General features: G+C 46.0%; 26 protein-coding genes. 16 read left to right on the forward strand and 10 right to left on the reverse strand.

All coding sequences use genetic code 11. The annotated features are described in order from the left end of the window. Positions 1 to 28 precede the first annotated feature (28 nt). On the forward strand, positions 29 to 343 hold the full coding sequence (locus G517_RS0112585) for a BolA family protein (RefSeq protein ID WP_028304699.1): 315 nt from the start codon (positions 29 to 31) through the stop codon (positions 341 to 343). 70 nt (positions 344 to 413) lie between these two features. On the opposite strand, the gene G517_RS0112590 is transcribed toward G517_RS0112585, so the two are convergent. Continuing rightward, positions 414 to 632 (reverse strand): SlyX family protein, encoded by a 219-nt coding sequence (locus G517_RS0112590; protein WP_028304700.1) that lies wholly within the window; start codon positions 630 to 632, stop codon positions 414 to 416. A gap of 252 nt (positions 633 to 884) precedes the next feature. Between G517_RS0112590 and G517_RS21250 the strand changes: the two genes are divergently transcribed. Next, complete coding sequence (locus G517_RS21250; protein ID WP_028304701.1) at positions 885 to 1,316, forward strand: cold-shock protein; 432 nt, start codon at positions 885 to 887, stop codon at positions 1,314 to 1,316. 111 nt (positions 1,317 to 1,427) lie between these two features. Here the strand turns inward: G517_RS21250 and G517_RS0112600 are convergent, their stop codons facing one another. The 9 genes from G517_RS0112600 to map all read right to left on the reverse strand — a co-directional run bounded on the left by G517_RS0112600 (position 1,428) and on the right by map (position 12,336). Next, positions 1,428 to 1,814 carry a hypothetical protein gene (locus G517_RS0112600; protein WP_036591472.1) on the reverse strand — a complete coding sequence of 129 codons (387 nt, stop codon included), beginning with the start codon at positions 1,812 to 1,814 and terminating at the stop codon, positions 1,428 to 1,430. Then, positions 1,804 to 2,115: a hypothetical protein gene (locus G517_RS0112605; RefSeq protein ID WP_028304703.1), complete on the reverse strand. Its 312-nt coding sequence runs from the start codon at positions 2,113 to 2,115 to the stop codon at positions 1,804 to 1,806. The genes G517_RS0112600 and G517_RS0112605 overlap by 11 nt, the downstream gene beginning before the upstream one ends. 108 nt (positions 2,116 to 2,223) lie before the next feature. Next, complete coding sequence (dapE, locus tag G517_RS0112610; RefSeq protein ID WP_211224292.1) at positions 2,224 to 3,375, reverse strand: succinyl-diaminopimelate desuccinylase; 1,152 nt, start codon at positions 3,373 to 3,375, stop codon at positions 2,224 to 2,226. A gap of 221 nt (positions 3,376 to 3,596) precedes the next feature. Next, positions 3,597 to 5,501, reverse strand: coding sequence for a methyl-accepting chemotaxis protein (locus G517_RS0112615; RefSeq protein WP_028304705.1), 1,905 nt, complete (start codon positions 5,499 to 5,501; stop codon positions 3,597 to 3,599). 337 nt (positions 5,502 to 5,838) lie between these two features. Next, complete coding sequence (gene dapD / locus G517_RS0112620) at positions 5,839 to 6,879, reverse strand: 2,3,4,5-tetrahydropyridine-2,6-dicarboxylate N-succinyltransferase (RefSeq protein WP_028304706.1); 1,041 nt, start codon at positions 6,877 to 6,879, stop codon at positions 5,839 to 5,841. A gap of 78 nt (positions 6,880 to 6,957) precedes the next feature. Further along, the gene (locus G517_RS0112625; RefSeq protein ID WP_036591476.1) at positions 6,958 to 7,308 is read right to left on the reverse strand and encodes an ArsC family reductase; all 351 of its coding nucleotides are present in this window, start codon (positions 7,306 to 7,308) and stop codon (positions 6,958 to 6,960) included. A gap of 60 nt (positions 7,309 to 7,368) precedes the next feature. Next, positions 7,369 to 8,565 (reverse strand): succinyldiaminopimelate transaminase, encoded by a 1,197-nt coding sequence (dapC, locus tag G517_RS0112630; protein ID WP_028304708.1) that lies wholly within the window; start codon positions 8,563 to 8,565, stop codon positions 7,369 to 7,371. A gap of 285 nt (positions 8,566 to 8,850) precedes the next feature. Beyond that, on the reverse strand, positions 8,851 to 11,547 hold the full coding sequence (locus G517_RS0112635) for a [protein-PII] uridylyltransferase (protein WP_028304709.1): 2,697 nt from the start codon (positions 11,545 to 11,547) through the stop codon (positions 8,851 to 8,853). Positions 11,548 to 11,562: 15 nt separating this feature from the next. Continuing rightward, entirely contained in the window at positions 11,563 to 12,336 is a 774-nt protein-coding gene (gene map, locus G517_RS0112640; RefSeq protein ID WP_028304710.1) for a type I methionyl aminopeptidase, read from the reverse strand. Between the two features lie 584 nt (positions 12,337 to 12,920). Here map and rpsB point away from each other — a divergent pair. The 14 genes from rpsB to lpxB all read left to right on the forward strand — a co-directional run bounded on the left by rpsB (position 12,921) and on the right by lpxB (position 26,987). After that, positions 12,921 to 13,652, forward strand: a complete 732-nt coding sequence (gene rpsB, locus G517_RS0112645; RefSeq protein WP_028304711.1) for a 30S ribosomal protein S2 — start codon at positions 12,921 to 12,923, stop codon at positions 13,650 to 13,652. A 140-nt stretch (positions 13,653 to 13,792) separates the two neighbouring features. After that, complete coding sequence (gene tsf / locus G517_RS0112650; RefSeq protein ID WP_028304712.1) at positions 13,793 to 14,653, forward strand: translation elongation factor Ts; 861 nt, start codon at positions 13,793 to 13,795, stop codon at positions 14,651 to 14,653. 120 nt (positions 14,654 to 14,773) lie between these two features. After that, positions 14,774 to 15,499: a UMP kinase gene (pyrH, locus tag G517_RS0112655; RefSeq protein WP_028304713.1), complete on the forward strand. Its 726-nt coding sequence runs from the start codon at positions 14,774 to 14,776 to the stop codon at positions 15,497 to 15,499. A gap of 10 nt (positions 15,500 to 15,509) precedes the next feature. Next, positions 15,510 to 16,067: a ribosome recycling factor gene (gene frr / locus G517_RS0112660; RefSeq protein WP_028304714.1), complete on the forward strand. Its 558-nt coding sequence runs from the start codon at positions 15,510 to 15,512 to the stop codon at positions 16,065 to 16,067. Between the two features lie 49 nt (positions 16,068 to 16,116). Next, positions 16,117 to 16,863, forward strand: coding sequence for an undecaprenyl pyrophosphate synthase (locus G517_RS0112665; protein WP_028304715.1), 747 nt, complete (start codon positions 16,117 to 16,119; stop codon positions 16,861 to 16,863). Next, positions 16,856 to 17,671, forward strand: a complete 816-nt coding sequence (locus tag G517_RS0112670) for a phosphatidate cytidylyltransferase (RefSeq protein ID WP_028304716.1) — start codon at positions 16,856 to 16,858, stop codon at positions 17,669 to 17,671. Before G517_RS0112665 ends, G517_RS0112670 begins: the two co-directional genes overlap by 8 nt. Then, positions 17,668 to 18,882 carry a 1-deoxy-D-xylulose-5-phosphate reductoisomerase gene (ispC, locus tag G517_RS19085; protein ID WP_036591479.1) on the forward strand — a complete coding sequence of 405 codons (1,215 nt, stop codon included), beginning with the start codon at positions 17,668 to 17,670 and terminating at the stop codon, positions 18,880 to 18,882. The genes G517_RS0112670 and ispC overlap by 4 nt, the downstream gene beginning before the upstream one ends. Before the next feature lie 19 nt (positions 18,883 to 18,901). Further along, complete coding sequence (gene rseP, locus G517_RS0112680; protein ID WP_028304717.1) at positions 18,902 to 20,257, forward strand: RIP metalloprotease RseP; 1,356 nt, start codon at positions 18,902 to 18,904, stop codon at positions 20,255 to 20,257. Between the two features lie 97 nt (positions 20,258 to 20,354). Continuing rightward, on the forward strand, positions 20,355 to 22,649 hold the full coding sequence (bamA, locus tag G517_RS0112685) for an outer membrane protein assembly factor BamA (protein WP_342662511.1): 2,295 nt from the start codon (positions 20,355 to 20,357) through the stop codon (positions 22,647 to 22,649). Positions 22,650 to 22,688: 39 nt separating this feature from the next. Continuing rightward, on the forward strand, positions 22,689 to 23,231 hold the full coding sequence (locus G517_RS0112690) for an OmpH/Skp family outer membrane protein (RefSeq protein WP_028304719.1): 543 nt from the start codon (positions 22,689 to 22,691) through the stop codon (positions 23,229 to 23,231). A 104-nt stretch (positions 23,232 to 23,335) separates the two neighbouring features. Then, the gene (lpxD, locus tag G517_RS0112695) at positions 23,336 to 24,418 is read left to right on the forward strand and encodes a UDP-3-O-(3-hydroxymyristoyl)glucosamine N-acyltransferase (RefSeq protein WP_051206378.1); all 1,083 of its coding nucleotides are present in this window, start codon (positions 23,336 to 23,338) and stop codon (positions 24,416 to 24,418) included. Between the two features lie 63 nt (positions 24,419 to 24,481). Beyond that, on the forward strand, positions 24,482 to 24,925 hold the full coding sequence (gene fabZ / locus G517_RS0112700; RefSeq protein ID WP_028304721.1) for a 3-hydroxyacyl-ACP dehydratase FabZ: 444 nt from the start codon (positions 24,482 to 24,484) through the stop codon (positions 24,923 to 24,925). A gap of 2 nt (positions 24,926 to 24,927) precedes the next feature. Beyond that, positions 24,928 to 25,695: an acyl-ACP--UDP-N-acetylglucosamine O-acyltransferase gene (lpxA, locus tag G517_RS0112705; protein ID WP_028304722.1), complete on the forward strand. Its 768-nt coding sequence runs from the start codon at positions 24,928 to 24,930 to the stop codon at positions 25,693 to 25,695. 125 nt (positions 25,696 to 25,820) lie between these two features. After that, a complete protein-coding gene (gene lpxB, locus G517_RS0112710) occupies positions 25,821 to 26,987 on the forward strand; it encodes a lipid-A-disaccharide synthase (protein ID WP_036591596.1) in 1,167 nt (388 codons plus the stop codon). Positions 26,988 to 27,000: the final 13 nt, after the last annotated feature.

The raw sequence follows: 27,000 nt of genomic DNA on the forward strand, positions 1-27,000 counted from the left end.
TTTTTCTACCCTGTTACCGGTGATTTCCATGACTGTACAAACGATAATTGAAACTAAATTAACTGAGCAACTTAAGCCTACACTGATAACGGTTGAAAACGACAGCCATAAGCATAGCCGAGGCGAAAACTCCCATTTTAACCTGACCCTAGTGTCGGAACAGTTTGCAGGCCTTCGCCCGGTACAACGACATCAAAAGGTTTATGGCCTGCTATCCGATGAGCTAACTAATGGCGTACACGCATTAGCGATTCACGCTTACACACCGGATGAGTGGCAAAGCCGTAGCGAGGACGTGCCTGCCTCACCTAATTGTTTAGGTGGCAGTAAGCATGATCTTTAACCTCTAGGTCATAAGACAGTTTGTTGATACATCCGGCCATGAGGCCTGTTATCCATCGATATTATGCGCGCTAATAATGCGGCGGTAACTCATGGGCCGGATCAAAATTTTCGATACCAGCGCCATCCTGATCTCCTCTCTCTTTTACTTCGGTATAAAGCTGACGTACCGCATCTTCTAATAACTTTATGCGTTTATCTTGCTCTGTGATTACGTTGTTCAGGGCTTCTATGGTATCGTCCTGAAAGGCGAGCTTAATTTCTAGCTCGTCGATTCTGTCTTCTGGCATGTTTTGATTCCTGACAAGGGTTAGGATTCGGGCACTTCAAGTGCCGAGGATGCTCTGTATAATAGAGCCGTGCAAAGTAGTAATAAAAGAAGTGTTTTATACCAGCCCTCTAGACGACGGCCTTGCTGGTTTTTACTTCTTTTATTGCTTTGAAGAACCTTGGGAAAACACTCCGTAAAGACTGGTATGAGTGTCAGTTCTTTGTTTTTAAAGTGATTTTAATAATAACTAAACGTTTATGAGAGAGTAAGTATGAGCAAAAATTCCTTTGTTCGTTGTGTGTTAATCAGTGTGGTTATGGCCGTAGTAGGGCCGTTTGTTCTGGATGTGGCGACACAGACCGAAGAGCAGGGATTGCTAGCTGCAAGGCATTATGTACCCGCAGCAATTGTATTTTTTCTGACCACTTTCTTAGGTACCGCTATTCTAAATTATCTAACTCCGCAGTTGGCAAATATTGCTAATGATGAGAATGATGATCGTGAAATGGGTACTGTAAAATGGTTTAACGTATCAAAAGGCTTTGGTTTTATTACCCGAGACTCCGGCGGAGATGTATTTGTTCACTTCCGTTCGATTCGAGGTACCGGCCATCGTTCTTTGGCTGAAGGCCAGCGTGTACGTTTCGCCATTATACAAAGTGATAAAGGTCTACAGGCTGAGGACGTTACGGTCATTAGCTAAAGATAGATTAGGCTCGAAAAAATATACCCGGATTTTCCGGGTATTTTTTTGTCTCAAGTCTTAGCAAAAGCACCTAGCTTTTAACGATAGAATCAACCTTTAACGGCAGAATTAATCCGGCCAGCTGATCTCACCTTCTCCGTTTTTGCTGATTTGCCACCAAAGATCCATTGCTTGATCCGGTTCCCAAGAACCGACAGAACACCGAATCGTTGTGTCAAAAAAAGCAAAGGCTGCACGGGCGCAGTCAATATCCGTTGCCCAGCCACTTTCAGGGCTGTCAAACCAAACACTCCAGTACTTGCCTGCAGCTTTTTCTACTACATGGATCGGTACTTCTATGCCATCAGCTTTTACGGCGAGATAAAGTAAGGTGCGCTTGTCGAGGCGTTTAGGTTCTGGTGTTGTGGAAAATAATTCTGCAAACCAGCTTTCGATGGTTTCAAGTTTTGGGTCTTGAATGTAGATCTCAATATCTGGAAAGGTTTCAGTTGTCATCGTTATCATCCGTCTTGGTTTCTGAAGGCTTGCGTTTTTTAACGTCGGAGCTCAGAAATCGATATATTCGAAAAGCACTTAGGCCAAGATAACCCAGCAAGCCCAGTGACGCACCTATTCCCATCGTAATTAAAGAGAGCAGAGCGACCAACTCTTGGCGTAATGGATCAAGGTGAGTTGCGCCCTCGGCCCACAGCAGCATACCGGCACCAACAAAAAAAATGATCGTGCCCACAGTAACCCGCTTAAGATTTAAGCGAGGGTCTTCGGCGAGCTTAATTAAGCGCTTTTTCACATCCATAATGCTCTATTGTCTTAGTAAAATATTCTGTGCGGCACTTATTTGGGTTCTGGGCTTCTCTCAGGGCTTAGCAACGTCTGCCTCAAGGCTTAGTAATGGTTTAATACCTTATTTTGCCAAAAGGTTGGTCAGAATACCTTGGTAAATACCTGTTAGCTTATTCAGATCATCCGCCAGAATATGCTCGTTTACCTTATGAATCGTGGCATTACAGGGGCCTAGCTCTACAACTTGTGTGCCGGTCGGAGCAATAAAGCGACCGTCAGAAGTACCACCTGATGTGGATAGCTCGGAGGTTATCCCCGTGGCTTCTAAAATAGCGGATCGACAGGCATCAACCAAGTCACCTTCTGGTGTTAAGAAAGGCAGGCCGTTTAATGTCCAATCTAGGTCATATTCCAGTTCGTATTTTGCAAAAATGCCTTCCACACGTTGTTTAATCTGATCAGCGGTTAGCTCGGTAGAAAAACGGAAGTTAAACACCACCCCTACATCACCGGGAATAACATTGGTTGCGCCGGTGCCACCGTTAATATTGGAAATTTGAAAGCTGGTCGCTGGGAAGTATTCATTGCCCGCATCCCAGTGCTCACAGGACAGTTCTGACAAGGCCGGTGCAACTTGGTGAATCGGATTACGGGCAAGATGAGGATAAGCCACATGGCCCTGAATACCTTTAACCGTCAGTTTAGCGCCCAAAGAACCTCGGCGACCATTTTTAATGGTGTCTCCGGTATGGTGTGTACTTGATGGCTCACCGACAATACACCAGGTCATTTTCTCGCCACGGGCCTCTAAGTGCTCAACCACTTTTACTGTACCGTTAACCGCAGGGCCTTCTTCATCGGAGGTGATTAGAAAAGCGATAGAGCCTTTATGGTTTGGGTGCTCGGCAACAAACGCCTCACAGGCCACCACCATAGAAGCAAGGCTGCCCTTCATATCTGCCGCTCCACGAGCATAAAGCATCCCTTTTTCATCGATGACAGGTTCAAAAGGCGGATGTTTCCACTTGGCTTCTGGCCCTGTAGGAACTACATCGGTATGGCCCGCAAAAGCTAATACTGGTGCTTCGGAGCCACGGCGAGCCCAGAAGTTGTCCACATGACCAAAGCGCAAAGGCTCTACGGTAAAGCCGATTGCTTTCAGGCGCTCTATCATCAAGGCCTGACAGCCCGCGTCATCTGGTGTTACTGAGCGGCGACTAAGAAGATCAAAGGCAAGCTGTAGCGTAGGGGTCAACGCTTCGGTTTGAGACATGAAAACGAGTTCCTGTAGTTGTCTATTCAAGTACGTCTATTCAAGTACGTCTGTTTAAGTACGATGTTGGGTTTGTCAAAAAGTCGGTGTTTAAATTAACGGGTGTCTGTTTAGCGTTGCAAAAAAGATATTCTTTGGGTGACTTAAATCAACGAATCATCATACCGGAAAGCGCTTTATTTGTAATGAGTCCCACCGTTGTAGCGTTGCTCTTTGATCACTTACCCCGCGAACTGCCCCATTGTTGTTTGTAGTGATCGAGATAAGACAAACAGTTCATCGCTGGCGCTCAAGGTTTGTTCGGCGGCGGCTAAGTTTTGCTCAACTTGAACAATCATTTCCCGCAGATGTTGCTCCGCAGTTTCGATCTTAGCGATCTGTTGATGGCTTAGATTTTCTACCTCGTTATTTTGTTGTTTCAAGCTAAGGATATCATGCTGAATGATTACAAAAACGTTACTAATTTCGGCGGATTGCCTTAGTTGAGCGCTTGTCGCGGTTTGAGTTGCCTGAATGCTGTCGGCAGCTTCCTTGGTATTACTTTGTAAGTTAGTGACCTGGGATTGAATCTGCTCGGTAGATTCCTGAGTTTTACTGGCTAAAGCTCTGACTTCGTCGGCGACAACGGCAAAGCCCTGTCCTTGCTCGCCTGCTCGGGCGGCTTCAATAGCGGCATTAAGTGCTAAAAGATTGGTTTGAGCGGCGATCTCGTTAATACTGCCCATGACATCGTTAATGGTTTGGCTGTCGTGGTTAAGCTGTTCGATATGGGCGGCAGTTGCGGTTACTTCATCAATTAAGTCCTGAGTTGCTTCTCGGTTATCTTGAGCTAATTGATTAATTGCTTCGGTTTTATCGCTGACAGCCTGCATCATGTGTTGTGAGTTTTCGATATGTTGTTGAACGCGTCCTGAGCTAGCACCTGTCTGCTCCAGTGAATCGTTCAGTTGTAATAATAACGCTTGTTGGCGTGAGGCAACTTGAAAGGTGGACTCCGCACTCTGTTTTAATTCTGCAGCGTTGTGATCCAGCTGGCTGGCTGCAGTAATCGTCTCATTCATGCTAATGGCGATTTTTGATACAAACCGATTAAAGGCATTTGCCATCTGTCCAAGTTCATCTTGGGATTGGCTGTGCAGACGTACGCTTAAATTGCTGTCGCCATTGGCTATTTCGTTAAGGTGTTGCACTAAACGGCTGATACGACTGACCACCCGATGGGATAGCCAATATAAGCTAGCGGTTAACAGTATTAAGAAAATAAATGCCAGTAATAGGCTATTGGCTTTATGACTGCTCACCCGCTGAGAAATTTCCGTATGGCTAAATGCTAAGGTCTCCGCTAATTTTTGTGCCGCCTGCTCTGATGCTAGATTTAATTGGCCAATTGCTCCATTTTGTTGATCAAGCCCGACCGTTTTTGATGTGCTTACAAAACTTAAGAAGCTTTTCTGATACTGATCAAGATCGTTAAAGAGAGAGGCTTTTAATGTCTCTGGTAATGTCTTTGATAATAATGTCTCGGGGAGCGCTTTCTGCGTGAGCTGCTGGCGAAGCTGTTGCTGAAACTGCACAACTTGAGCTTGGAACTTATCCACATATTTATTTTGTCCCCGTAGCATAAAATCTTTCTCATGACGGCGGAGCATCAGCATGGATGCGGTTAATGGTACGTTGTTAATATCATTAAGGCGGCTTTCAATACGATGAACCGCATCTCTTAATTGGCCATACATACCGGATGTTGGTGTGAGACCCAGAAGCGTTTTTTGCTGAACAAGCGTGATAAAAGCGGACTTATGGGCACGGTTCGCGATGATAGATTGCTCTAATAAGTTTAAGGATAAATCTTCAGCAGCAAAGTCGGATTTGATCTGGTGTAGCTGTCGATCAAGCTGTTCGCTTCGGGTTATAAGCGTTTGGGCAGCGGTTTTCTCGTTGTTATAAATAAAGGCTTGTTCCTGTTCTTTCAGCATTAAAAGTTGTGCTCGGCTATCCGCTAATGAGGTTTCGAGCCGATTAAAGGTTTCTAGCTGGCTCAATGAGAGGTACAGCAAGGCTAAGATTGAAGATAAGCCAATAATGCTTCCCGCTATAAGTAATGCAAAACGAAAACGAATCGTCATACCGCCATTTCTCCGTGGCATCTAAAGGATAGAACCCCTGTCTATAGCAGGTGACCATGACGTTTAGATGATAGATTTATGACTGATCAAAAAATAACCATAGGGCTTAGAGTAAGCGTTAGCAGTGCTATGGCAAGGTTATCTTCAGCTTATCCACAGGTGGATTCAGTGGAGTTGTGGATAGCTAGAAAGAAAGGGAAAAAGAAGTCAAAATAGACAAAAAACAAAGAAGCTAAAAAGAAAAGAAACTAAAAAGAAAAGGCAAAGAGATTAGAAAGAAAAAAGCGACCTTGCCTGTACCGGCAAGATCGCTTCTATCGGCTAAAGCGAAAAATGATTAGTTATTCGCGTGTAGTGCTTCGTTTAGTTCAATAGCCGTTTTGTTGGTTAGACACTCAACGGCACCGGTTTGTGAGTTACGACGGAACAGAAGGTCATCTTTGTTCGCTAAGTCACGGGCGCGGGCAACTTCGGCCAGCTCTCCGTTACCTTCCAGCACATTCACCTTAGAACCTGCGGTGATATACAGGCCGGCCTCAACAATACAGCGGTCTCCTAGGGGAATGCCGATACCTGCATTAGCGCCTAGCAAGCAATTTTCGCCAACAGAAATAATAATATTACCGCCACCGGACAGCGTCCCCATCGTTGAACAACCGCCGCCTAGGTCTGAGCCTTTACCAACCATAACGCCCGCAGAGATACGGCCTTCAATCATGCCTGGGCCTTCTGTACCTGCGTTAAAGTTAACAAAACCTTCATGCATGATGGTGGTGCCTTCGCCTAAATAAGCGCCTAGACGAACACGGGAGGTATCAGCAACACGGGTACCCGCCGGCACAACGTAATCTGTCATTTTAGGGAACTTATCAACACAGTCTACAGAGATCGTTTGACCCTTTAAGCGAGCCTGTAGCTGACGCTGGGGTAGTTCAGTCAGATCAATAGCACCTTCATTGGTCCACGCAACATTAGGCAGTAAGCCGAACATGCCGGTTAGATTCGTACCGTGAGGCTTAACCAAGCGATGGGACAGCAAGTGCAGCTTTAGATACACCTCGACCACAGATTTTGGGTCGATATCTTCTTCGATGAAGGTCGCAACCAAAGGACGTTGGCTATCGGACAGAGATGCGACTAGCGCAGCCTGCTCTGCTTCCCCTGCCGCTTGCAGCGCCGTGGCCAGTGCAGCGGTTTTATCACCGGTAAACGTAACGGCTTGATTACCGCCTTGATAACCTAAAATGTCTGTAATCGCTTCGATTAGGCTAGGTGCTGGATTAAGCAAGGGTTGAGCGTAAAACACTTCCAGCCATTCGCCTTTGCTGTTTTGAGTACCAACGCCAAAGCCAAAGCTGAAAAAAGGTGATGCAGTCATGTTAACTCCCGAAGAGGACGAGACAGCAGGGCTGCCTTAGAATAAAGAGTTGAAATAAAAATACTAAAAATCAAACCATTAAAGATTAAAGAACACTTGATAATCTGTGTCTTTAAATCCTGTCTTAAATTGACCATCTTTTGCCAGAACCGGACGACGAACCAATGTGGGCGCTTCCATCATCAACGCAATCGCTTTTTCCTGATTCAGATCCGCTTTCTGTTCATCGCTAAGGGCTCGCCAGCTGGTACTGCGTTTGTTCAATACGGTTTCCCAGCCTAGGGCGTGACACCATTGTTCAAGATTCTGTTGGCTTAGACCTTCTTTTCGAAAATCATGAAATTGATAATCCAGCTGATGATTGTCTAACCACTTACGGGCTTTTTTTACCGTATCGCAGTTAGGTATACCGTATAGTGTCAGGGGCATGGGTGGTCTTGGCCTATGTTATGAAATATGAATTAAGTTAAATCTTGAATTGAATATCAATTAAATTGTATCCACAAAACGACGGATACGCTGGGCTGCCTCAACACATTCGTCTGTGGTTGCAACCAGCGCCATGCGCACACGATTTTTACCCGGATTTAAACCGTTAATTGTACGGGAAAGGTAGCTGCCCGGTAGTACGGTGACATTTTGCTGAGCAAACAACTGCTGGGCAAATAGCTCTTCATCAATCGGTGTTTCTGGCCAAAGGTAGAAACTGGCTTCCGGCTGTTCAAAGTTCAGTACGGGTTTCAGTATTTCGCCGACACGCTCAAATTTCTCTGCGTAAATAGCACGGTTTGCGATGGTGTGGTCTTCATCATTCCACGCTTCAATGCTGGCTAGCTGATGCTGTACCGGCATGGATGATCCGTGGTAGGTACGGAATAGCAGAAATTTTTGCATCAATTCTGCTTCGCCAGCGATAAAGCCTGAGCGTAAACCAGGCAAGTTGGAGCGTTTCGATAAACTATGAAACACCACACAGTTTTTGTAATCATCACGCCCTAACTCGGCACAGGCCTGTAGTAAGCCGGGTGGTGGCGTTTGTTCATCAAAATAGATTTCGGAATAGCACTCATCGGAGGCGATCACAAAATCGTACTGATCGGATAATGCGATCAGTTTTTTCAATACCTCAAGACTCATCACTGCGCCCGTTGGATTGCCTGGGGTGCAAAGAAACAGTAATTGAGTATTTTGCCAAACATCTTCCGGTACGGCATCAAAATCAGGAATAAACCCATTTTCCGCTAAGCACGGCATAAAGTAAGGCTCGGCACCGGCTAGATAAGCCGCGCCTTCATAAATTTGATAGAAAGGGTTTGGCGAGGCGACTAAGGCTCCAGGCTTGCGCGCCACTAACGCCTGAGTAAAGGCAAAAATAGCTTCGCGGGTGCCGTTAACAGGCAAAACATGATCTTCTGCCGTTAGTGTCTCGGGCTTAAGAATAAAGCGGCGTTGGCACCAGTGTGCAATCGCTTCTCGCAGCTCTGGCAGACCCTTGGTGCTTGGGTAGTTGCTGATGCGGTTTAAGTTATGACGCAGGCTATTGAGTACAAATTCAGGTGCAGGGTGTCGTGGCTCACCAATAGAGAGTGCAATAGGCTCCAAATTTTGTGGCGGTGTTACCTGAGCTTTCAGAGCGGTCAGCTTTTCGAAAGGGTAGGGCTGTAATCGGTTCAGATCTGGGTTCATACCGGCTTCCGTCATCAGGGTATTTATTGGGTCGATCATAGGGTATTTATTAAGACGACTATTATAGTCAAGGGCTTATGGGGGAACAAACCCGTAACTCTTTTTATATATAAAATCTCTTGGTTTATTAGAAAGTCAGACTCTTTGGCGCTAACTTTATTTTGTTTGGTTTAGACTTTGGTTAGAGCGGATGTCGTGTAAAAAAAGCGATCCGAAGATCGCTTTTGGGGTTCACCTGCTCTGCAAGATCTCTGCTTCGATCAGCCAAGCATTACGTGGCAATAATCAATAACCGTTAGTGACCTGTTCGTCAAGATCGTGGCAGATACGGCTGCGTAATTTTTCGCACACCTGAGGATCTCCGATAGGGCCAAGGTTTTGATCGGTGATAACGAAAATATCTTCAACACGCTCGCCTAGGGTGACAATCTTGGCGGTCAGCAGATTGATATCCATTTCCACAAAGATCCGGCCAATTCGGGCTAAAAGTCCCGGGCGATCTGGTGTGATCACTTCTAATAGCGTGCGCTGGCTAACAGGGTCGTTACTGATGATGACCTGCGTTGGCATGGTAAAATGCTTTAGCTGGCGCGGGGTACGTCGTTGAACAATATCGTTGTAATCTGCAGGGTCATCAAGCTCTTCGATCAATACTTGTTTGATCTCTTCGATACGGGCAATGTCGCGAATCGGCTCGTCATTACTCTCTAATACGATATAGGTATCTAAGCTGTAGCCATTGCTTGAGGTACTGATACGGGAATCGTGGATATTTAGTCCAAGTTGTTCCATGGCGGCAACGGTTGCTGCGAAAAGATGGTTTTGCTCTTTGGTGTAAATAAACACCTTGGTGCCGCCAACTTGTTCAACCTTATTGGGGTTGGTGACCAGTACCAGAGGCATATCAGGTTCTTTATGTTTAAGAATCTGTTCTGTTTGAAATGCAATTTCACGGGCGCTATCTTGCAGGAAGTACTCTTCTCCCAGCATGTTCCATAGCGGCCAGATACGGGTTTCTTCAAGCCCCCATTTTTTCAGATAGACAAGAGCATCCTGCTGGGTTTCATCAATCCACTCTTTACGATCAACAGGGTTTTCCAAGCCTCGGCGAAGCGCTCGTTTACTCTCTACATAAAGCTGTTGTAGCAGTGTGGCACGCCAGCTATTCCAGAGACTTGGGTTGGTGGCGTTGATATCGGCAACGGTCAAAATGTAGAGATAATTAAGGCGTGATTCATCCCGCACCGTCATGACAAATTCTTGAATCACCTCAGGGTCGGAGATGTCTTTTTTCTGAGCGGTCATCGACATCAGCAGGTGATGCTCTACCAGCCAGCTAACGAGACGGGCATCGTGCTTACTAATATGATGTCGTTCGCAGAATAGGAGCACATCTTTTGCGCCTAGCTCTGAGTGGTTGCCACCACGACCTTTACCTATATCGTGGTAAAGTCCCGCGATATAAGCCAGCTCACGTTTAGGTAAGCGAAGGAATATCTGGGAGGCAAACGGAAACTCTTTGCGGGCTTCCTCCTTTTGGAAGCAATGCATAAATTTCAGCAGTAGCAGAGTATGGGCATCTACGGTGTAAATATGAAAGAGGTCGTGCTGCATTAGGCCGATGGCGTAGCCGAATTCAGGTAGGTATTTGCCCAAAATGCCGTAACGGCTCATACGGCGCAGTTGCCGTGCTACATTGCCGGGACTGCGTAGTAGCTCCATAAAGAGTGATGAATGACGAATATCTTGTCGGAAGCTTTCATCAATCAGGTGGCGATTGTCTCGCAGTAGGCGAATGGTCGATGCTCGAACGCTTTCAATTTGAGGGTTTTGCGCCATTAATAGGAAAATTTCCAATAGGGCAAAAGGATTATTCTCAAAGACGCGGCTGTGAGTCGCTTCTATTTTATGATTAACGATCTGGAAACGTTTGTTGAGTATCTCAATTTTGGCTTCGTGACGAGATTGTAAAATAGCATCATCAAAGTGCTGCAACAGTACGTCATTCAATTCGGTCAAAGACATAACGACTCGATAATAGCGGCGCATAAATTGCTCAACCGCTAGACGTTCATCGTTATCGGCATAGCCAAATAACTCGGCAAGGGTGCGCTGATGGTCAAATAACAGGCGGTCTTCAGCGCGCTTGGCGGTCATATGAAGGGCATAGCGCACTTGCCAGAGAAATGCTTGGCCCTGTTCCATAATACGTACTTCAGATTCGGTTAAAAAACCTTCGCGCATTAAGCCTTCAAGGGTATGCGTACCAAAGTGTCGCTTGGCAACCCAGCCGATCATCTGAATATCCCTTAAACCACCGGGAGAAGACTTAATGTTGGGTTCAAGATTGTATTCATTGTTGTTGTATTTGTAGTGACGCTTGATCTGTTCCTGCCATTTCGCTTCGAAAAACTCGCTGTTGCTCCACATATGATCGGTGCCCAAGCGCTCAACCATCTCTTCTCGAAGGTTATCGGGGCCAACAATGGTGCGATTTTCCAGTAAATTTGTTGCTACGGTAATATCGGCTTTAGCTTCTCGTTCACAATCGGAAAGTGAGCGAACACTGTGGCCAATATCCAGACTAATATCCCACATAAAGGTGATAAGCCGTTCGAGGCTATCTCGGTAAGGGGTATCGTCATCGTTGCGAAGCAGAATGAGCAGATCAATATCGGAATGGGGGTGTAGCTCACCGCGACCGTATCCACCAACGGCTAACAGACTGATATTGTTATCCGGCCATTCGAATTGCTCCCATACCACGCTAAGAAGTTGGTCAATAAACCAAGCGCGACCATGGACGAGGTCGCGGATATCAGCGCCCTCTAAAAAGCGCTGGTCCAGCTTATCCTGAACACTCTTGATGGTCTGTTTAAAAAGGCTAATGGAAGAAGATTTAGCCTTTGCCAGTTGCTGTCTAAAAGCGTGTTTATTAAACAGCGACGGATCAGGTTCAAACTCATAGGGTGTCAGAGGCATGGGGATATCCGTTTGTTACAGATCAGTTTCTTCTTTTCTCAGTGTTAGAATCTCACAACCATCCTTGGTAATCAAAATGGTGTGTTCATACTGAGCTGATAAGCTGCGATCTTTTGTGACGACAGTCCAATCGTCTTTTAAAGTTTTGCTGTGGCGCTTACCGGCGTTGACCATAGGTTCAATCGTTAGTGTCATACCTTCTTGAAGCACCATGCCCGTTCCTGCTTTGCCATAGTGTACAACTTGTGGGTCTTCATGGAAGCCTTTGCCAATACCGTGACCACAGTATTCACGCACAATCGAAAAGCCACTGGCTTCAGCATGCTTTTGAATGATTTCACCAATATCACCTAAAGTCGTACCCGCGCGAACAATACGAAGTGCTTTATATAAGCATTCTTGGGTGACTTGGCACAGGCGGCGCGCCTGAATCTTTGCTTCGCCAATAATGAACATTTTACTGGTATCGCCATGATAGCCGTCTTTGATCACGGTGATATCAATATTCACGATATCACCGTTTTTCAGAATCTTGCTTTCACTTGGAATGCCGTGACAGATCACATGGTTGACCGAGGTACAGATTGATTTTGGAAAACCATGATAATTTAAAGGGGCAGGAATCGTCTCTTGAACATTCACCATGTAGTCATGACAGATACGGTTAAGTTCTTCCGTGCTAACACCTGCTTTAACATACGGCTCTATCATTTCTAAGACTTCAGCCGCTAAGCGACCAGCTACGCGCATTTTTTCAATTTCTTCGGGTGTTTTAATAATTACAGTCATATCAAGTCTATCTTTCGCCGTCGGTTCGAATAAATGAAAATTCGAATAAAATAATATAGGTTCGAGCTAAGTACGTAAAAAGAATTGAACGAAACACGCCAAGGCCCAAACTTAGTAAATAAAGATTCGAATAAATTAAGATATGGAAATGGTAACGCTTATTGCTTTGCGGTGGGAGAGCATTTGCAGGATAAATTGAATCAATTGACTCTTTTTGTCGGAAATAACCAGAAATCGATTCCCTTCGTATTTTTGATGCCGGTATAACAAGGGAAAAAGCCTCCATAAAGACGGGTTTTCTTTATATTGTGCTGAATATGTGGTATAAAGCCGCGCGCTTGTACGTAAACTGTGGGTGAAGACTTTAGATGTAGGGTAATGGTGTTAATCGTTTCCGCATCTGTCGTATCTTGCATTTGGGTATAACGCACTCATTTAAATCAAAAACGACACACACACACCGGCACGTAGTTCTGGGTGCTCTGGCTAAAAGATTTAGAGCCAATTAAGGCGCTAGAATCAACTTGTCAGGGTTGGATTATGGGGTGTGTGGAGGTTTAACCCTAAATTCTCTAGGAGTCAAAATGTCTCAAGTTTCTATGCGTGATCTGCTTAAAGCAGGTGCTCACTTCGGTCACCAGACCCGTTATTGGAACCCTAAAATGTCTAAGTACATTTTCGGCTCTCGTAACAAAATCCATATCATCAACCTGGAGCACACTGTTCCTGCGCTGAATGATGCTCTGTCTTTTGTTGAGAAGCTAGCTTCTGGCAAAAACAAGGTTCTGTTCGTTGGTACTAAACGTGCTGCGAGCAAAGTGGTTAAAGAAGAAGCTGCACGCGCTGGCATGCCATACGTTAACCACCGTTGGTTAGGTGGTATGCTGACTAACTACAAGACTATTCGTCAGTCTATCCGTCGTTTCCGTGATCTGGAATCTATGCAGAATGATGGTACGTTCGACAAGCTGAACAAAAAAGAAGTGCTGATGAACCAGCGCGAAATGGCGAAGCTTGAACGTTCTATTGGCGGTATTAAAGATATGGGTGGTCTACCGGACGCTCTGTTTGTTATCGACGTTGACCACGAGCGTATCGCGATTAACGAAGCAAACAAGTTGGGTATTCCTGTTATCGGTATCGTTGATACTAACAGCAACCCAGACGGTGTTGACTACGTTGTTCCTGGTAACGACGATGCGATCCGTGCCATTCAGATTTATGCACAGGGTGTTGCTAACGCTTGCCTGAAAGGCAAAGAAGGCGGCGCTGTTGAAAGCGAAGTCGCAGAAGTTAGCGAAGCGCCTGCAGAGTAATTAGCTGTTGACGCCAGTTGTACTGGCTATGTCATACGCTGCTGTTAGTTTCAATAGCAGCGACAGTTAACTCTGCAAAGGGGGCGTAAGCCCCCTTTTGCAATTCCGGTTTTTCATATCAGATCAAGAGGATATTCGTCATGGCTGCAATTAGCGCAACTATGGTAAAAGAGCTGCGAGACCGTACCGGTCTAGGCATGCTGGAGTGTAAAAAAGCTCTTAAAGAAACAGACGGTGACATCGATCTGGCGATTGAGAACATGCGTAAGTCTGGTGGCATGAAGGCGGCTAAGAAAGCAAGTCGTGTTGCTGCTGAAGGCGCTGTTGCCACTAAAGTAGCTGAAGATGGTAGCTATGGTATCGTCATTGAAGTTAACTCCGAGACTGACTTTGCTGCTCGTGATGATAACTTCAAAGGTTTTGTTGAAACTGTTGCCGCTAAAGTTTTCGAAACTAAAGAAACTGATATCGCAGCGCTTATGGCTGGCGATCTAGAAGCAGCGCGTGAAGCACTGGTTCAGAAGATTGGCGAAAACATCTCTGTACGTCGTGCAGCCGTTGTTAATGCTGATGGCGGTATTGTTGGTGAGTACGTGCACGGTGGCCGTATCGGCGTTCTGTCTGTACTGACCGCAGGTAGCTCTGAAGTTGCTAAAGACGTTGCTATGCATACTGCTGCTGTTAATCCGCGCGTTGCACGCCCGGAAGACATGCCTGCTGAAGAGCTGCAGAAAGAAAAAGAAATCATCATGGCCCAGCCTGATATGGCAAGCAAGCCAGATGAGATCAAAGAAAAAATGTCGGTTGGCCGTGTGAAGAAATTCCTGGCTGAAAACAGCTTAGTTGAGCAGGCTTTTGTTAAGGACCCTTCTCAAACTGTTGGTGCTTATGTTAAAGCCAACGGCGGCGAAGTTGTTTCTTTTACTCGCTTTGAAGTGGGTGAAGGTATTGAGAAAGTTGAAGAAGACTTTGCAGAGGAAGTGCGTAAGCAGTTGGCTTAATTCGCATTTTTGATGTATGACAATGGCGTGTGTAGCGAAAGTTGCACGCGCCATTGTGCGATCTGCCCCCTCGTTTTTACGCCCTGTATTTATAGACCATGCTTGCCGGAGACTGCCCAGATGTCTGTCAATGAGAAACCATCCCAATACAAACGTATTCTTTTAAAGCTTAGTGGCGAAGCCTTAATGGGCGAGCAAAACTTCGGTATTGACCCTGCGGTGTTAAACCGTATGGCGTTGGAAATTGGCCAGCTCGTCGGTATTGGCGTACAGATCGGCTTGGTTATTGGCGGCGGTAACCTATTCCGTGGTGCGGCACTGAGCCAAGCAGGCTTGGATCGTGTGACAGGTGATCACATGGGGATGTTGGCAACGGTCATGAATGGTTTGGCAATGCGTGATGCTTTAGAACGTGCCAATATCCGTACCCGTGTGATGTCTGCGATTCCAATGAGTGGTGTTGTTGAACACTACGATCGCCGTTCAGCTATCCGTTATCTGAATACCGGAGATGTGGTAATCTTTAGTGCCGGAACCGGTAACCCGTTCTTTACCACAGACTCTGCTGCCTGTTTACGTGGTATTGAAGTTGATGCCAACGTGGTGATTAAAGCAACGAAGGTTGACGGGGTTTATGATAAAGATCCGGTAAAATACTCTGATGCGGTAAAATACGACCACCTGGATTATGACAGTGTACTTGAGCAGAAGCTTGAAGTGATGGATTCAACGGCTATCTGCTTGGTGCGAGACCACAGTATGCCGGTCAGAGTATTTGATATGAATAAGCCCGGTGCACTGCTCAACCTAGTGGTTGGCGGTGACGAAGGAACACTAATCGACTGAGGAAACTTCCGTGATCAACGAAATTAAGACTGACGCAGAACAGCGGATGAAGAAAAGCCTAGAGTCTATGACGACTGCTTTTGCTAAAATCCGTACTGGCCGTGCCCACCCAAGTATTCTTGATGGCGTATCGGTTGATTATTATGGTACGCCAACGCCTTTAAACCAAGTCGCTAACGTCAACGTTGAAGATGCTCGTACCCTAAGCATTCAACCTTGGGAGCGTTCTATGATTCAGGCGATTGAAAAAGCGATTATGGTTTCTGATTTAGGGCTAAACCCAAGCACATCAGGTACTGTGATTCGTGTGCCGATGCCTGCGTTGACAGAAGAAACCCGTAAGAACTTTATTCGCCAGGCTCGCGCTGAAGCAGAAAACGGTAAAGTTGCGATTCGTAATATCCGTCGTGATGCCAATGGCTCTTTTAAAGATCTTCTGAAAGAGAAAGAGATCACAGAAGATGAAGAGCGTCGTGCAGAAGAGGATATTCAGAAGCTAACAGACAAATATGTTGCTGAAGCAGATGTCTTGCTAGCGGCTAAAGAAAAAGACCTGATGCAGGTCTGATCTTCCCTCGCACCCGCCGTTCAGGCGGGTGCCACTGCGTTGCCTATTCATGGATTCTAAAAAGCAAAGAAATATCCCTCGCCATATCGCCATCATTATGGATGGTAATAATCGTTGGGCTAAAAAACGTTTTCTGCCTGGAATTGCAGGTCATAAAGCGGGAGCTGACGCTGTGCGCTCGGTTATTCGTGGTTGTGTTGATCAAGGGGTGGATGTTCTGACGCTATTTGCCTTCAGCAGTGAGAACTGGCAGCGGCCTCAGAAAGAAGTTAACGCCTTGATGGAGCTGTTTCTGCTTTCACTGCGCCGCGAAGTGAAAAAGCTGCATAAGTACAATATTCGGTTGCGTATTATTGGTGATAAAGCTGGTTTTTCTGCAGAAATTCAGAGAGCGATTGATGATGCTGAATCTCTGACGGCCAGTAATGATGGTTTACAGCTGAATATTGCCGCCAATTATGGTGGTCGTTGGGATATTGTTAATACTGCCAAAATTTTGGCACAAAAAGTGGCTGATGGTGCTTTAAAACCTGAAGACATTAGCGAAAATTTGTTTGATCAAACGATCTCGCTAGGAGATTTACCTGCCCCTGATTTATGTATCCGCACGGCAGGCGAGCAGCGCATTAGTAATTATCTATTGTGGCAATTTGCCTATAGCGAGTTTTACTACAGCCCGCTACTGTGGCCTGATTTTAGAGAAAAAGCATTGGCTGAAGCTATTGATGATTTTGGTTGTCGTCAGAGGCGCTTTGGTAAAACTAGCGAACAAGTAGAAGGAAAGGCCGATGCTTAAACAGCGAATCCTAACGGCATTGATTATTGCGCCCTTGGCGCTTTGGGGGCTATTTGGCCTCTCTGCTGATTATTATGTGTTATTTGTTTCAGCCATCGTACTTGTTGGCGGTTGGGAGTGGGCAAATCTATCCGGTGTCTCGGTATCGAGGCGTTTAATCTACCCGATCGTGATGGCGCTTGTATTATTAGGTTTAGATTACGTTCGTTCACCTGATATTGATTTGGCTATTCTTTATGGCGCTGCGGTGGCATGGTTGGCAGCATTCTGGTTTGTTATTCAGTACCCTAAAAATGCGATCTGGACATCTGTCCCCGCCCGTTTAGTGATTGGTTTTATTGTGCTGATACCTTGCTGGATCGGTTTTGTAGAGCTAAGAACTAATCTTTGGTTTGGCAAAGAGGCGTTACTGTATATTCTGCTATTGGTGTGGTGTGCCGATATTGGTGCTTACTTTGCGGGTCGTCGTTTTGGCAAAGCAAAGCTTGCTCCTAAAGTTAGCCCTGGAAAATCTTGGGCAGGCGTTTATGGTGGTCTTGTGGCAACGACGGTACTGGCGATTGCTTGCTCTTTCTATTGGGGCTTGAACAATAGTGATCGTATTACGCTATTGTTGATAACGCTAATGGTGACGGCTGTTTCTGTTCTGGGTGATCTGTTTGAAAGCATGGTTAAGCGTCATCGGGGTATCAAGGATAGTAGTCAGTTATTGCCTGGGCACGGAGGGGTTATGGATCGCATCGATAGCTTAACCGCAGCGGTTCCCCTATTTGTGTTAAGCCTTAAATTAACTGGGTTATATTTATGAGCGCGTCGCAGAATATTACACTTTTAGGTGCCACAGGCTCTATCGGTGGAAGTACCTTAGATATTTTGTCACGACATCCAGATCGCTATCGGTTATTTGCAGTGTCTGGTTATCGCAGAATGAAAGCGCTGGCGGAAATTTGCCATACCTTTCAGCCGGTTTATGCGGTGGTGCCGGATGATTCTGCCGCCGAGCACCTGAGAAGTCAGATTTCAGAACTGAAAACGGAAGTTCTTGTTGGCGAGGACGCTCTAGAACGTGTTGCTGAAGCGCCAGAGGCTGATATTGTTGTTGCTGCAATTGTTGGTGCGGCGGGTTTACTGCCTGCACTAGCGGCAGTAAAAGCGGGCAAACGTATTCTGCTGGCAAATAAAGAAGCTTTAGTGATGTCTGGTCAGTTGTTTATGGATCAGGTGAAACGCTCTGGCGCGGAATTACTGCCCATTGATAGTGAGCATAATGCGATCTTTCAATGTTTGCCTGCACAGGGTACTCATTTTGATGACCAGTCTCTGCCAAGCTCTGGGGTTCGTCAGATTTTGTTAACCGCATCAGGCGGCCCTTTTCGTGGGTTTTCGGTGGATCAACTTGTAGGTGTTACGCCAGAGCAAGCGGTGGCGCACCCTAACTGGTCCATGGGCCAGAAAATATCCGTAGACTCAGCCACCTTGATGAATAAGGGCTTGGAGCTTATTGAGGCCTGCTGGCTGTTTTCTGTGCAGCCAGATGCGATTCAAGTTGTCGTGCATCCTGAGAGTATTGTTCATTCTATGGTGTCCTATAACGATGGCTCCGTGATGGCCCAGTTGGGCAATCCTGATATGCGTACACCCATTGCTTACGGTTTGGCGTGGCCTGAGCGCATTGATGCTGGCGTTAAATCTCTAGATTTATTCCAAGTGGCACAGCTGAATTTTGAGCAGGCTGATGAGGTGGCATTTCCCTGTCTTGCCCTAGCACGGCAGGCCTTTATTTTGGGCGGAACGGCTCCGGCTATTTTGAATGCCGCCAATGAAGTGGCCGTTGAGGCCTTCTTAGCTAATCATATTAATTTTGAACAGATTCCTGAAATGTGCCGATATGCACTTGATCATATTTCGGTTGAAAATGCGGATTCATTAGAGGCTATTCTCGCCTGTGATCAAAAGACTCGGACAATATGTCGGTCTCATCTTGAACATTTGTCGATGCATCGCGTCAAAGCGCAATAAAGTTTTTCGGAGAGCGTGAATGGGTGTTCTGCATACGGTTTTAGCCTTGATCGTGACCTTGGGTATTTTGGTCACGGTACATGAGTACGGCCATTTCTGGGTAGCACGGCGCTGTGGCGTCAAGGTACTACGGTTTTCAGTAGGTTTTGGTAAACCGATTTATAGATGGAAAGATAAGCTTAATACTGAGTATGTTATCGCTTGGATTCCCCTTGGCGGCTATGTCAGTATGCTTGATGAGCGAGAAGGTGATGTTGCTGAGCAAGAGCGGCCTTTTGCTTTTAATCAACAGTCGGTTTGGAAGCGTATCGCTATTGTAGCGGCGGGACCTATCGCTAACTTTGTGCTCGCCATTGCGACTTATTGGGTGTTATTTGTATCGGGTACATCGGTATTGGCTCCTGTGGTGGGAGCTGTACAGCCTAGCTCACCGGCCTATCAAGCCGGTATTCAGCCGCAGACAGAGCTGATTGCGGTTAACGGTTCCCCAGTTCGCAGCTGGCAAGAGGTTGGCTTGGCACTACTGAGTCATGTTGGTGATAGTGGTTCCATTGAAGTGACCACCCAAGAGTGGCAAGGTTATCGACAAGAGCAGCACCGCATTGAAGTAGACCGTTGGCTGTCAGGCCAAAAAGAACCAAATCCTATTGCTGCGCTGGGTATTACGCCTTTTTCACCGGAAATTCCTGCTTTACTTGGGCGAGTGCTACCTGATGGCGCGGCAGAGGCTGCGGGCTTAAAATCCGGTGATCAAATTTTGCAGGCGGATGAGGTAACGGTTAAAAACTGGAGCCATTGGGTTGAGTTAATACAAAGCTCACCGGCCAAGAGTTTGACCTTGATTATTGAGCGTGATGGTCAGAGTCAGTCACTGGTGATAACGCCTCGTAAGCGTGTACTGGATGATGGCCGAGAGATAGGTTATATCGGTGCTGCAGCGAAGCCTGGTGAGTGGCCAGAGGGTATGCTGCGTGAGGTTGAATATGGTGTGTTGGAATCTGGCGTTCAGGCCACCGTTAAGACATTGGATATGATAGGCTTAACACTTGATTCTATTCGAAAAATGGTTATCGGCTTAATCTCTGTTGATAATCTTAGCGGCCCGATTACTATTGCTCAAGTTGCCAGTGATTCTGCCAAAGGTGGTTTGGAGAGTTTTCTTGGCTTTTTGGCCTATATCAGCATTAGCCTTGGGGTTTTGAATTTATTACCTATCCCTGTGCTTGATGGTGGCCATTTGCTGTTTTATTTCATCGAAGCAATTACCGGTCGTCCTGTCCCTGAAAAGGCGCAACAGCTCGGGTTGCGTATTGGCATGATGTTACTGGCAAGCTTGATGATAATCGCGTTTTACAATGACTTAATGCGCCTTTAGAAGGTCGTTTGAATATTGCACCTGTGCATAGTGGGATTTTATGATCAACCGGATTAAACAATTTTTGACACCTGTGCGGCTTGTTATAGGTTTGTCTGTGCTCTTTATAGGCTTGTCTGTACCCCAGGCTCACGCTGCTCAATATGTGTTTGATGACCTTCGGGTTGAGGGCTTGCAGCGAGTCTCTGCTGCTCGGGTGTTTAGTGCTTTTCCCGTAGAGCTTCGCCAGCAAGTGAGTAGCGATGATCTACTCCAAGCTAGTAAAACACTATTTAAAACAGGCCTTTTTGATGACGTGCGTCTTGAGAAGGATGGGTCTTTATTGATTGTGGTGGTGAAAGAGCGCCCCGCCATTGATAAAATCAATATTACTGGTAACGACAAGATTAAAACTGAGCAGCTTGAAGAAGGGCTTGCTCAATCGGGGTTAAAAGCAGGCCAGATTTTACAGCGCGTAACCCTTGAGAATGTTGAGCTAGAGCTGGAGCGCATGTATCACGGCTTAGGCCGATATAGTGCCAATATTAAGACTGAGGTTGAATCGGTTGGAGAAAGCCGAATTAACCTAAATGTAAAAATTCAAGAAGGTGATGTGGCAACGATCCGCCATATTAACTTTACGGGAAATGATCGCTTTGATAATGAAACACTGGCGAAACGTTTCGAGCTAGAAGCCAAATCCCACTGGTCACTTTTTTCTTCTGCATCACAGTATTCACGGCCTAAACTACAAGGCGATATTGAACGTCTGCGTAATTGGTATCTTGACCGTGGCTATCTTAAGTTTAATGTCGATTCAACTCAGGTATCTGTTAGCCCTGACCGGTTGGATGTTTATATCACGGTCAATGTGACGGAAGGCGATGCTTACAGCATTCGAGAAATCAAACTCAGTGGCGACCTTATTGTTGATGCTGAAGAAATTCTTGAGCTTATCGAATTGGCCCCGGGCGATGTATTCTCTCGAACCAAAATGGTCAATACGACCGAGGCGATTCGCAAGCGCCTTGGGGAAGAAGGCTTCACGTTTGCCAATGTTAATGCGGTACCAGAACTGCACGATGACCAAACCGTAACGCTGACGCTGATGGTTGCGCCGGGTAAACGTACCTATGTGCGTCGTATTAATTTCTCCGGCAATGTGACAACCAAAGATGAAGTTTTGCGTCGTGAAATTACTCAGATGGAGGGCGGTGCAGCCTCTACGGATGAGATTAAGAACTCTAAAACCCGCCTAGAACGCTTGGGATATTTCAAGTCGGTACAAGTTGATACCCCGCGTCCGCCGGGCTTGGATAATCAGATCGATGTTAACTACACAGTTGAAGAGCAACCTTCGGGTAGCTTAAGTGCCTCGGTTGGCTATTCACAAGATAGCGGTATTATCTTTGGTGTGGGCGTAAAGCAGTCTAACTTTTTAGGTTCAGGTACTAATGTTGGCTTTAATGTAAGCCGAAGCGATACGATCCAAAAATTAGATTTTTCTATCTTTGATCCTTACTACACCCTGGACGGTGTTAGTCGAGGTATTAATGTGTTCTATCAAGAGAGTAACTTAGAAGATTCTGATATTAATGGTTTTGCCACGGACTCTTACGGGGCTAAGGTGAGCTTTGGCTACCCTATCACCGATACGGCTCGCTTAGGATTTACCTTAGGAGCTGATAACACCAGAGTGTATACCGGCTCTGATCCTGTAGAAGAAGTTATTGCCTTTATTAGCGACGAAGGTGACAACCATACAGCCTTTAAAGTGGGTGGCTATATTACAGATAACCAGCTCAACCGTGGTGTGTTGGCGACAGCTGGGAGTTATAACAAGCTTTCTGCAGAAGTTGCTGTACCGGGTAGTGATATGACCTTCTTTACCCTAGAGTATAAAAACCGCTACCTTTTGGCGCTTAACGATGACTACAGCGTGAAGTTTCATACTGATGTTGGCTATGCTGATGGTTATGGTAGCAGTAGCTTGCTACCCTTCTACGAGCATTACTTTGCCGGTGGCCTAGGTTCAGTAAGGGGTTATCGTGGTAGTTCGCTTGGACCAAAAAGTACGCCTACAGACGGTGATGATCCTTCCGCTTTTGGTGGTAACGTGTTGATTGAAACCGGTGTGGAGTTGATTTATCCGCTTTGGTTTATAGAAGATCGTAGTAGCTTGCAAACGGTTGTGTTCTTGGATGCAGGTAATGTTTTTGCAACACAGTGCAGCAGTGTCTCAAATAATTGCGAGGAAGGCGTTGATTTGTCAGAGCTTCGTTGGTCTGCAGGTCTTGGATTAACCTGGTTATCACCAATTGGTCCTTTAGATTTCAGTGTGTCTAAAGCACTTAATGCCACTAGTGACGATGATACGGAGTTCTTCCAGTTCTCTATTGGTCAAACCTTCTAATAAAAACCAACGTCGAAATAACGATATGAGGTTAAGAGTATGTTGTCATTTTATCGTTTAATAACGGGCTTGTGCATTGTTCTAACCTTGATGGGTACGGCTAGAGCTGCTGATGAGGTGGTTCCTAAAATTGCTGTCTTAGATTGGCGAGCTGCTTTACTGGGGACAGAGCAAGCCAGAAAAGAGTTTCGCTCAATACGTGAGTCGCTAAGCCAAGATGAGCAAGAGATTCGTACACTAGCGGATGATGCTAAAAAGCTGCAAGAGCGCCTGAAAAGTGAGACTGAAAATCTAAATGCTGACGAAAAACGTCAGCTGAGCAAGGAAGTGCAAGAGAAAGCCGAAGAGTATCAGTTCTTAGGCCAGCGTTTGCAGAAAGAGCAGCGCCAGCGTCAAGAAGTTTATATCCGCAGCGTTCGACCTCAATTAGATGAGGCTATCCGTCAGGTCATTGAAGCAAAGAAAATTGACCTGCTACTTGATCGACAGGCGGTTACCTTTGTTAGCAAGCGTATGGATATTACCGAGGATGTTATTACCCATCTTAACGGGATGCAGTCCTCTGATTCACGCTCTGAGTAAGCTGCGGAGTCGCTTGCTATATTGAGCTATAGGTGACCAGCTCTTTGATATTGACTGATTTTTACTATCCATTCGTTTTCTAAGATAGATTATTAGGTGCTGCTATGACCTCTGAGACCCCTTTTTCGTCTTCATGTAACAAACCTCAGTATTCGCTTTTAAAGTTGGCTGAGATCTTACAAGGCGAGTTGAGAGGGGCGGCTGAGCTTGTGATTACAGGCATAGGCACATTGCAAAATGCGGATGGAAAACAGGCCAGCTTCTTAGCGAATTCTGCGTATCAAAAACACCTTAAAACGACTAAAGCAGGCGTTGTTCTTTTAAAGGCCCAGCAAGCAGAGCAGTACACCGGCAATGCTATCGTCTTAGATAATCCCTATGAAGGATATGCTCGCTTAACTCAGTTATTTACCTCTGTACCATCGTGCCAGCCAGGCATTCATCCTCAAGCCTACGTTCATCCTAGTGCTACTGTTGCCAAAAGTGCTCAAGTTGATGCTTTTGCCGTAGTTGAAGCGGGGGCAGAGATAGGCGAACACACGGTCATTAGCAGCCACTGCTATATAGGCCGCGACTCTATTATCGGCGACGGATGTCGCTTGTATCCTAATGTCACGCTTTATCACGGAGTTGTACTTGGCAGGCAAGTAACGTTACACAGTAGTTGCGTTATTGGTGGCGATGGTTTTGGTTTTGCACCAGAAAAGGGCCGCTGGATAAAGATTGCGCAGCTCGGTGGTGTTATCATAGGCGACCGTACCGAAATTGGAGCGAATACTAATATCGATCGCGGTGCTTTAGATAATACCGAGATTGGTTGCGATGTCATTATCGATAGCCAAGTGCAAATTGCCCATAATGTAAAAATTGGTCAGGGTACGGCTATTGCCGGCTGTGTTGGCATTGCTGGCAGCGCTACGATTGGCTGTTATTGCTTGATTGGTGGCGCGAGTAATATAGCAGGGCATTTATCTATTTGTGATGGTGTCACGCTAACGATGACCACAAATGTTACCGGTGATATAAAAGAACCTGGGCATTACTCTTCTGGTACGGGGATGACGGATACACGCACATGGCGGAAAAATGCAGTGCGCTTTAACCAGCTTGATTGCTTGGTTAAACGGGTGAATAAGATTGAAAAAAGCTTATCTCCCGCCGCGACTAAAAGCAAAAATTTAAAATAGATAAAAGCGCTTTACGCGCACCTGCTGCCCATTAGGTCGTCAGGTTTTTTTGAGGTTGAATGAATGGTCATGGATATTAACGAAATTAAAGAATACCTTCCCCACCGTTATCCTTTTCTGCTGGTTGACCGGGTTGTGGAAATGGAACTTGGCGAGTCTATTGTTGCCTATAAAAATGTATCGGTGAATGAGCCTTTCTTTAATGGCCACTTTCCTCATCACCCTGTGATGCCTGGGGTTCTCATTATTGAAGCTATGGCACAAGCTGCCGGCATTCTTGGTTTTAAAACCATGGAAAAAAAACCTGCCGATGGCCATATCTACTATTTTGTTGGTAGTGATAAAGTTCGATTTAAACGTCCGGTTATACCGGGAGACCAACTGAAGCTTGAAGCCACTGTTATTGGTAAGCCCCGTCGAGGTATTTGGCGTTTTGACTGTAAAGCGACAGTGGATGGGGAGCTGGCCTGTCAAGGTTCTATTCTGTGTGCAGAGAGAGAACTGTGAGTCTGATTCATCCTACAGCAATTATTGATCCATCAGCGGCAATTGCCGCTGATGTTGAGATTGGACCTTATTCCATTATCGGCCCTGACGTAGAGATCGGGGCGGGTACATGGATTGGCCCTCATGTGGTGATTACTAAGCTGACAACTATTGGACGAGGCAACAAAATTTATCAGTTTGCCTCTGTCGGAGAAGATTGTCAGGATAAGAAGTATGCCGGTGAAGCAACCCGTTTAGTGATTGGCGATAACAATGTTATTCGTGAAGGTTGCTCGATTCATCGTGGTACGGTGCAAGATGAAGGGATTACCCGTATTGGCAATAATAATTTGATTATGACCACGGTACACATTGCCCACGATGTTGTTATTGGTGATAACACTATTATTGCATCGGATGCTTCTATTGCCGGCCATGTTAAAGTCGGTGATTGGGCTATTATTGGTGGTGCATCTGCCATCCATCAGTTTTGCCATATTGGTGCGCACTCTATGTGTGGTGGCTCCAGTTATATATCTAAAGATATTCCGGCTTTTGTGATGGTGAGCGGTAACCCCGCTGAATCTCATAGTATTAATGCCGAAGGCTTGAAGCGCCGTGGTTTTACAGCAGAAGCGGTTAGTCTACTGCGACGCTCTTATAAAACCGTGTTTCGTAAAGGTTTACGGCTAGACACAGCGATTACTGAGCTAGAGGCCGGTGATGTTAGTGAAGAGCTCGCTATATTTATTAAGAGTTTAAAAGGATCGGGTCGCGGGATTATTCGCTGATAAACTCTGAGCTCTCCTTAACAGCTGTCTCGTTATGATATTTCTGATGTACTTATTAGGATGCATGCATGTCAGGTCAAGGCTCAAATCAATGCCCCAATGAAACAGGCAAAAGGCTTCGCATAATGATTGTCGCGGGCGAGTTGTCAGGTGATATTCTAGGCGCAGGACTCATTCGAGAGTTTAAGAAGCTCCATCCTCAGGTGGAGTTTTTTGGTATCGGTGGCCCGCGTATGGAACAGGAAGGTTTTACGAGTCATTGGCCGATGGATCGTCTCTCGGTGATGGGCTTTGTTGAGGTTTTTGGCCGTCTGCGTGAGCTGTTAACCATTCGCAAAGATGTGCGTGACCTTTGCTTACGAGAAAAACCGGATCTGTTTGTGGGGATTGATGCGCCAGATTTTAATCTAACCCTTGAAGGTTGGATTCACGATGCAGGCATTCCTGTTGCTCACTATGTATCGCCATCGGTTTGGGCTTGGAAGCAAGGGCGTTTGAAGAAAATTGCCCGATGCGTTGACCATATGTTAACTCTGCTGCCTTTTGAAGCGGCTTTTTATCATGACAAAAATATCCCGGTGACTTTTGTTGGTCATCCTTTAGCGGATGAACTGCCTTTGGATGTTGATCAAAATGGTAGTCGCCAAACATTGGGATTAGCAGCTGATCGCCCTGTTCTTGCGGTATTGCCGGGTAGTCGCAGTAACGAAGTAAAATACCTTGGTCACACTTTTATTGATACGGCTCTGCGCTGCTGTGAAGTTATGCCTGAATTGCAGGTTGCTATCCCTTGTGCAAATAGTCTTCGTCGTCATCAAATAGAAGCTCAGCTTGCCCGCGTGGCTCCTGAACTACGTCAGTGTTTTCATCTATATGATGGGTTGTCCCGTGAAGTAATGAGTGCTTCCGATACTGTATTACTGGCATCCGGTACTGCAGCCCTTGAAGCCATGTTGCTGAAAAAGCCAATGGTTGTGGCTTATAAAATGGCTTGGCTGAGTCATGCGATTATCAGCCGTATGATCAAAGTTGACCGCATCTCTTTACCGAACCTGATTGCAGGGGAGATGCTGGTTCCTGAGATGATTCAGAATGATGCGAATGTGGACTCTTTGAGTGAACTGCTTTTAGATCGATTGCAGAATCCTGATAATTATCGTTCCTTAATCGAGCGGTTTTATCAAATGCATCATGAGCTTAAGCAAGAAGCCAGCGCTGTAGCTGCCGAAACGATCTCTGATTTGATCCGTGAACGCCAAAAGAGCGCAGCGATATCTACATCGACGCTATAACGATCACGCCTCC

The sequence above is a fragment of the Oceanospirillum maris DSM 6286 genome, assembly GCF_000422865.1.
Classification (GTDB): domain Bacteria; phylum Pseudomonadota; class Gammaproteobacteria; order Pseudomonadales; family Halomonadaceae; genus Oceanospirillum; species Oceanospirillum maris.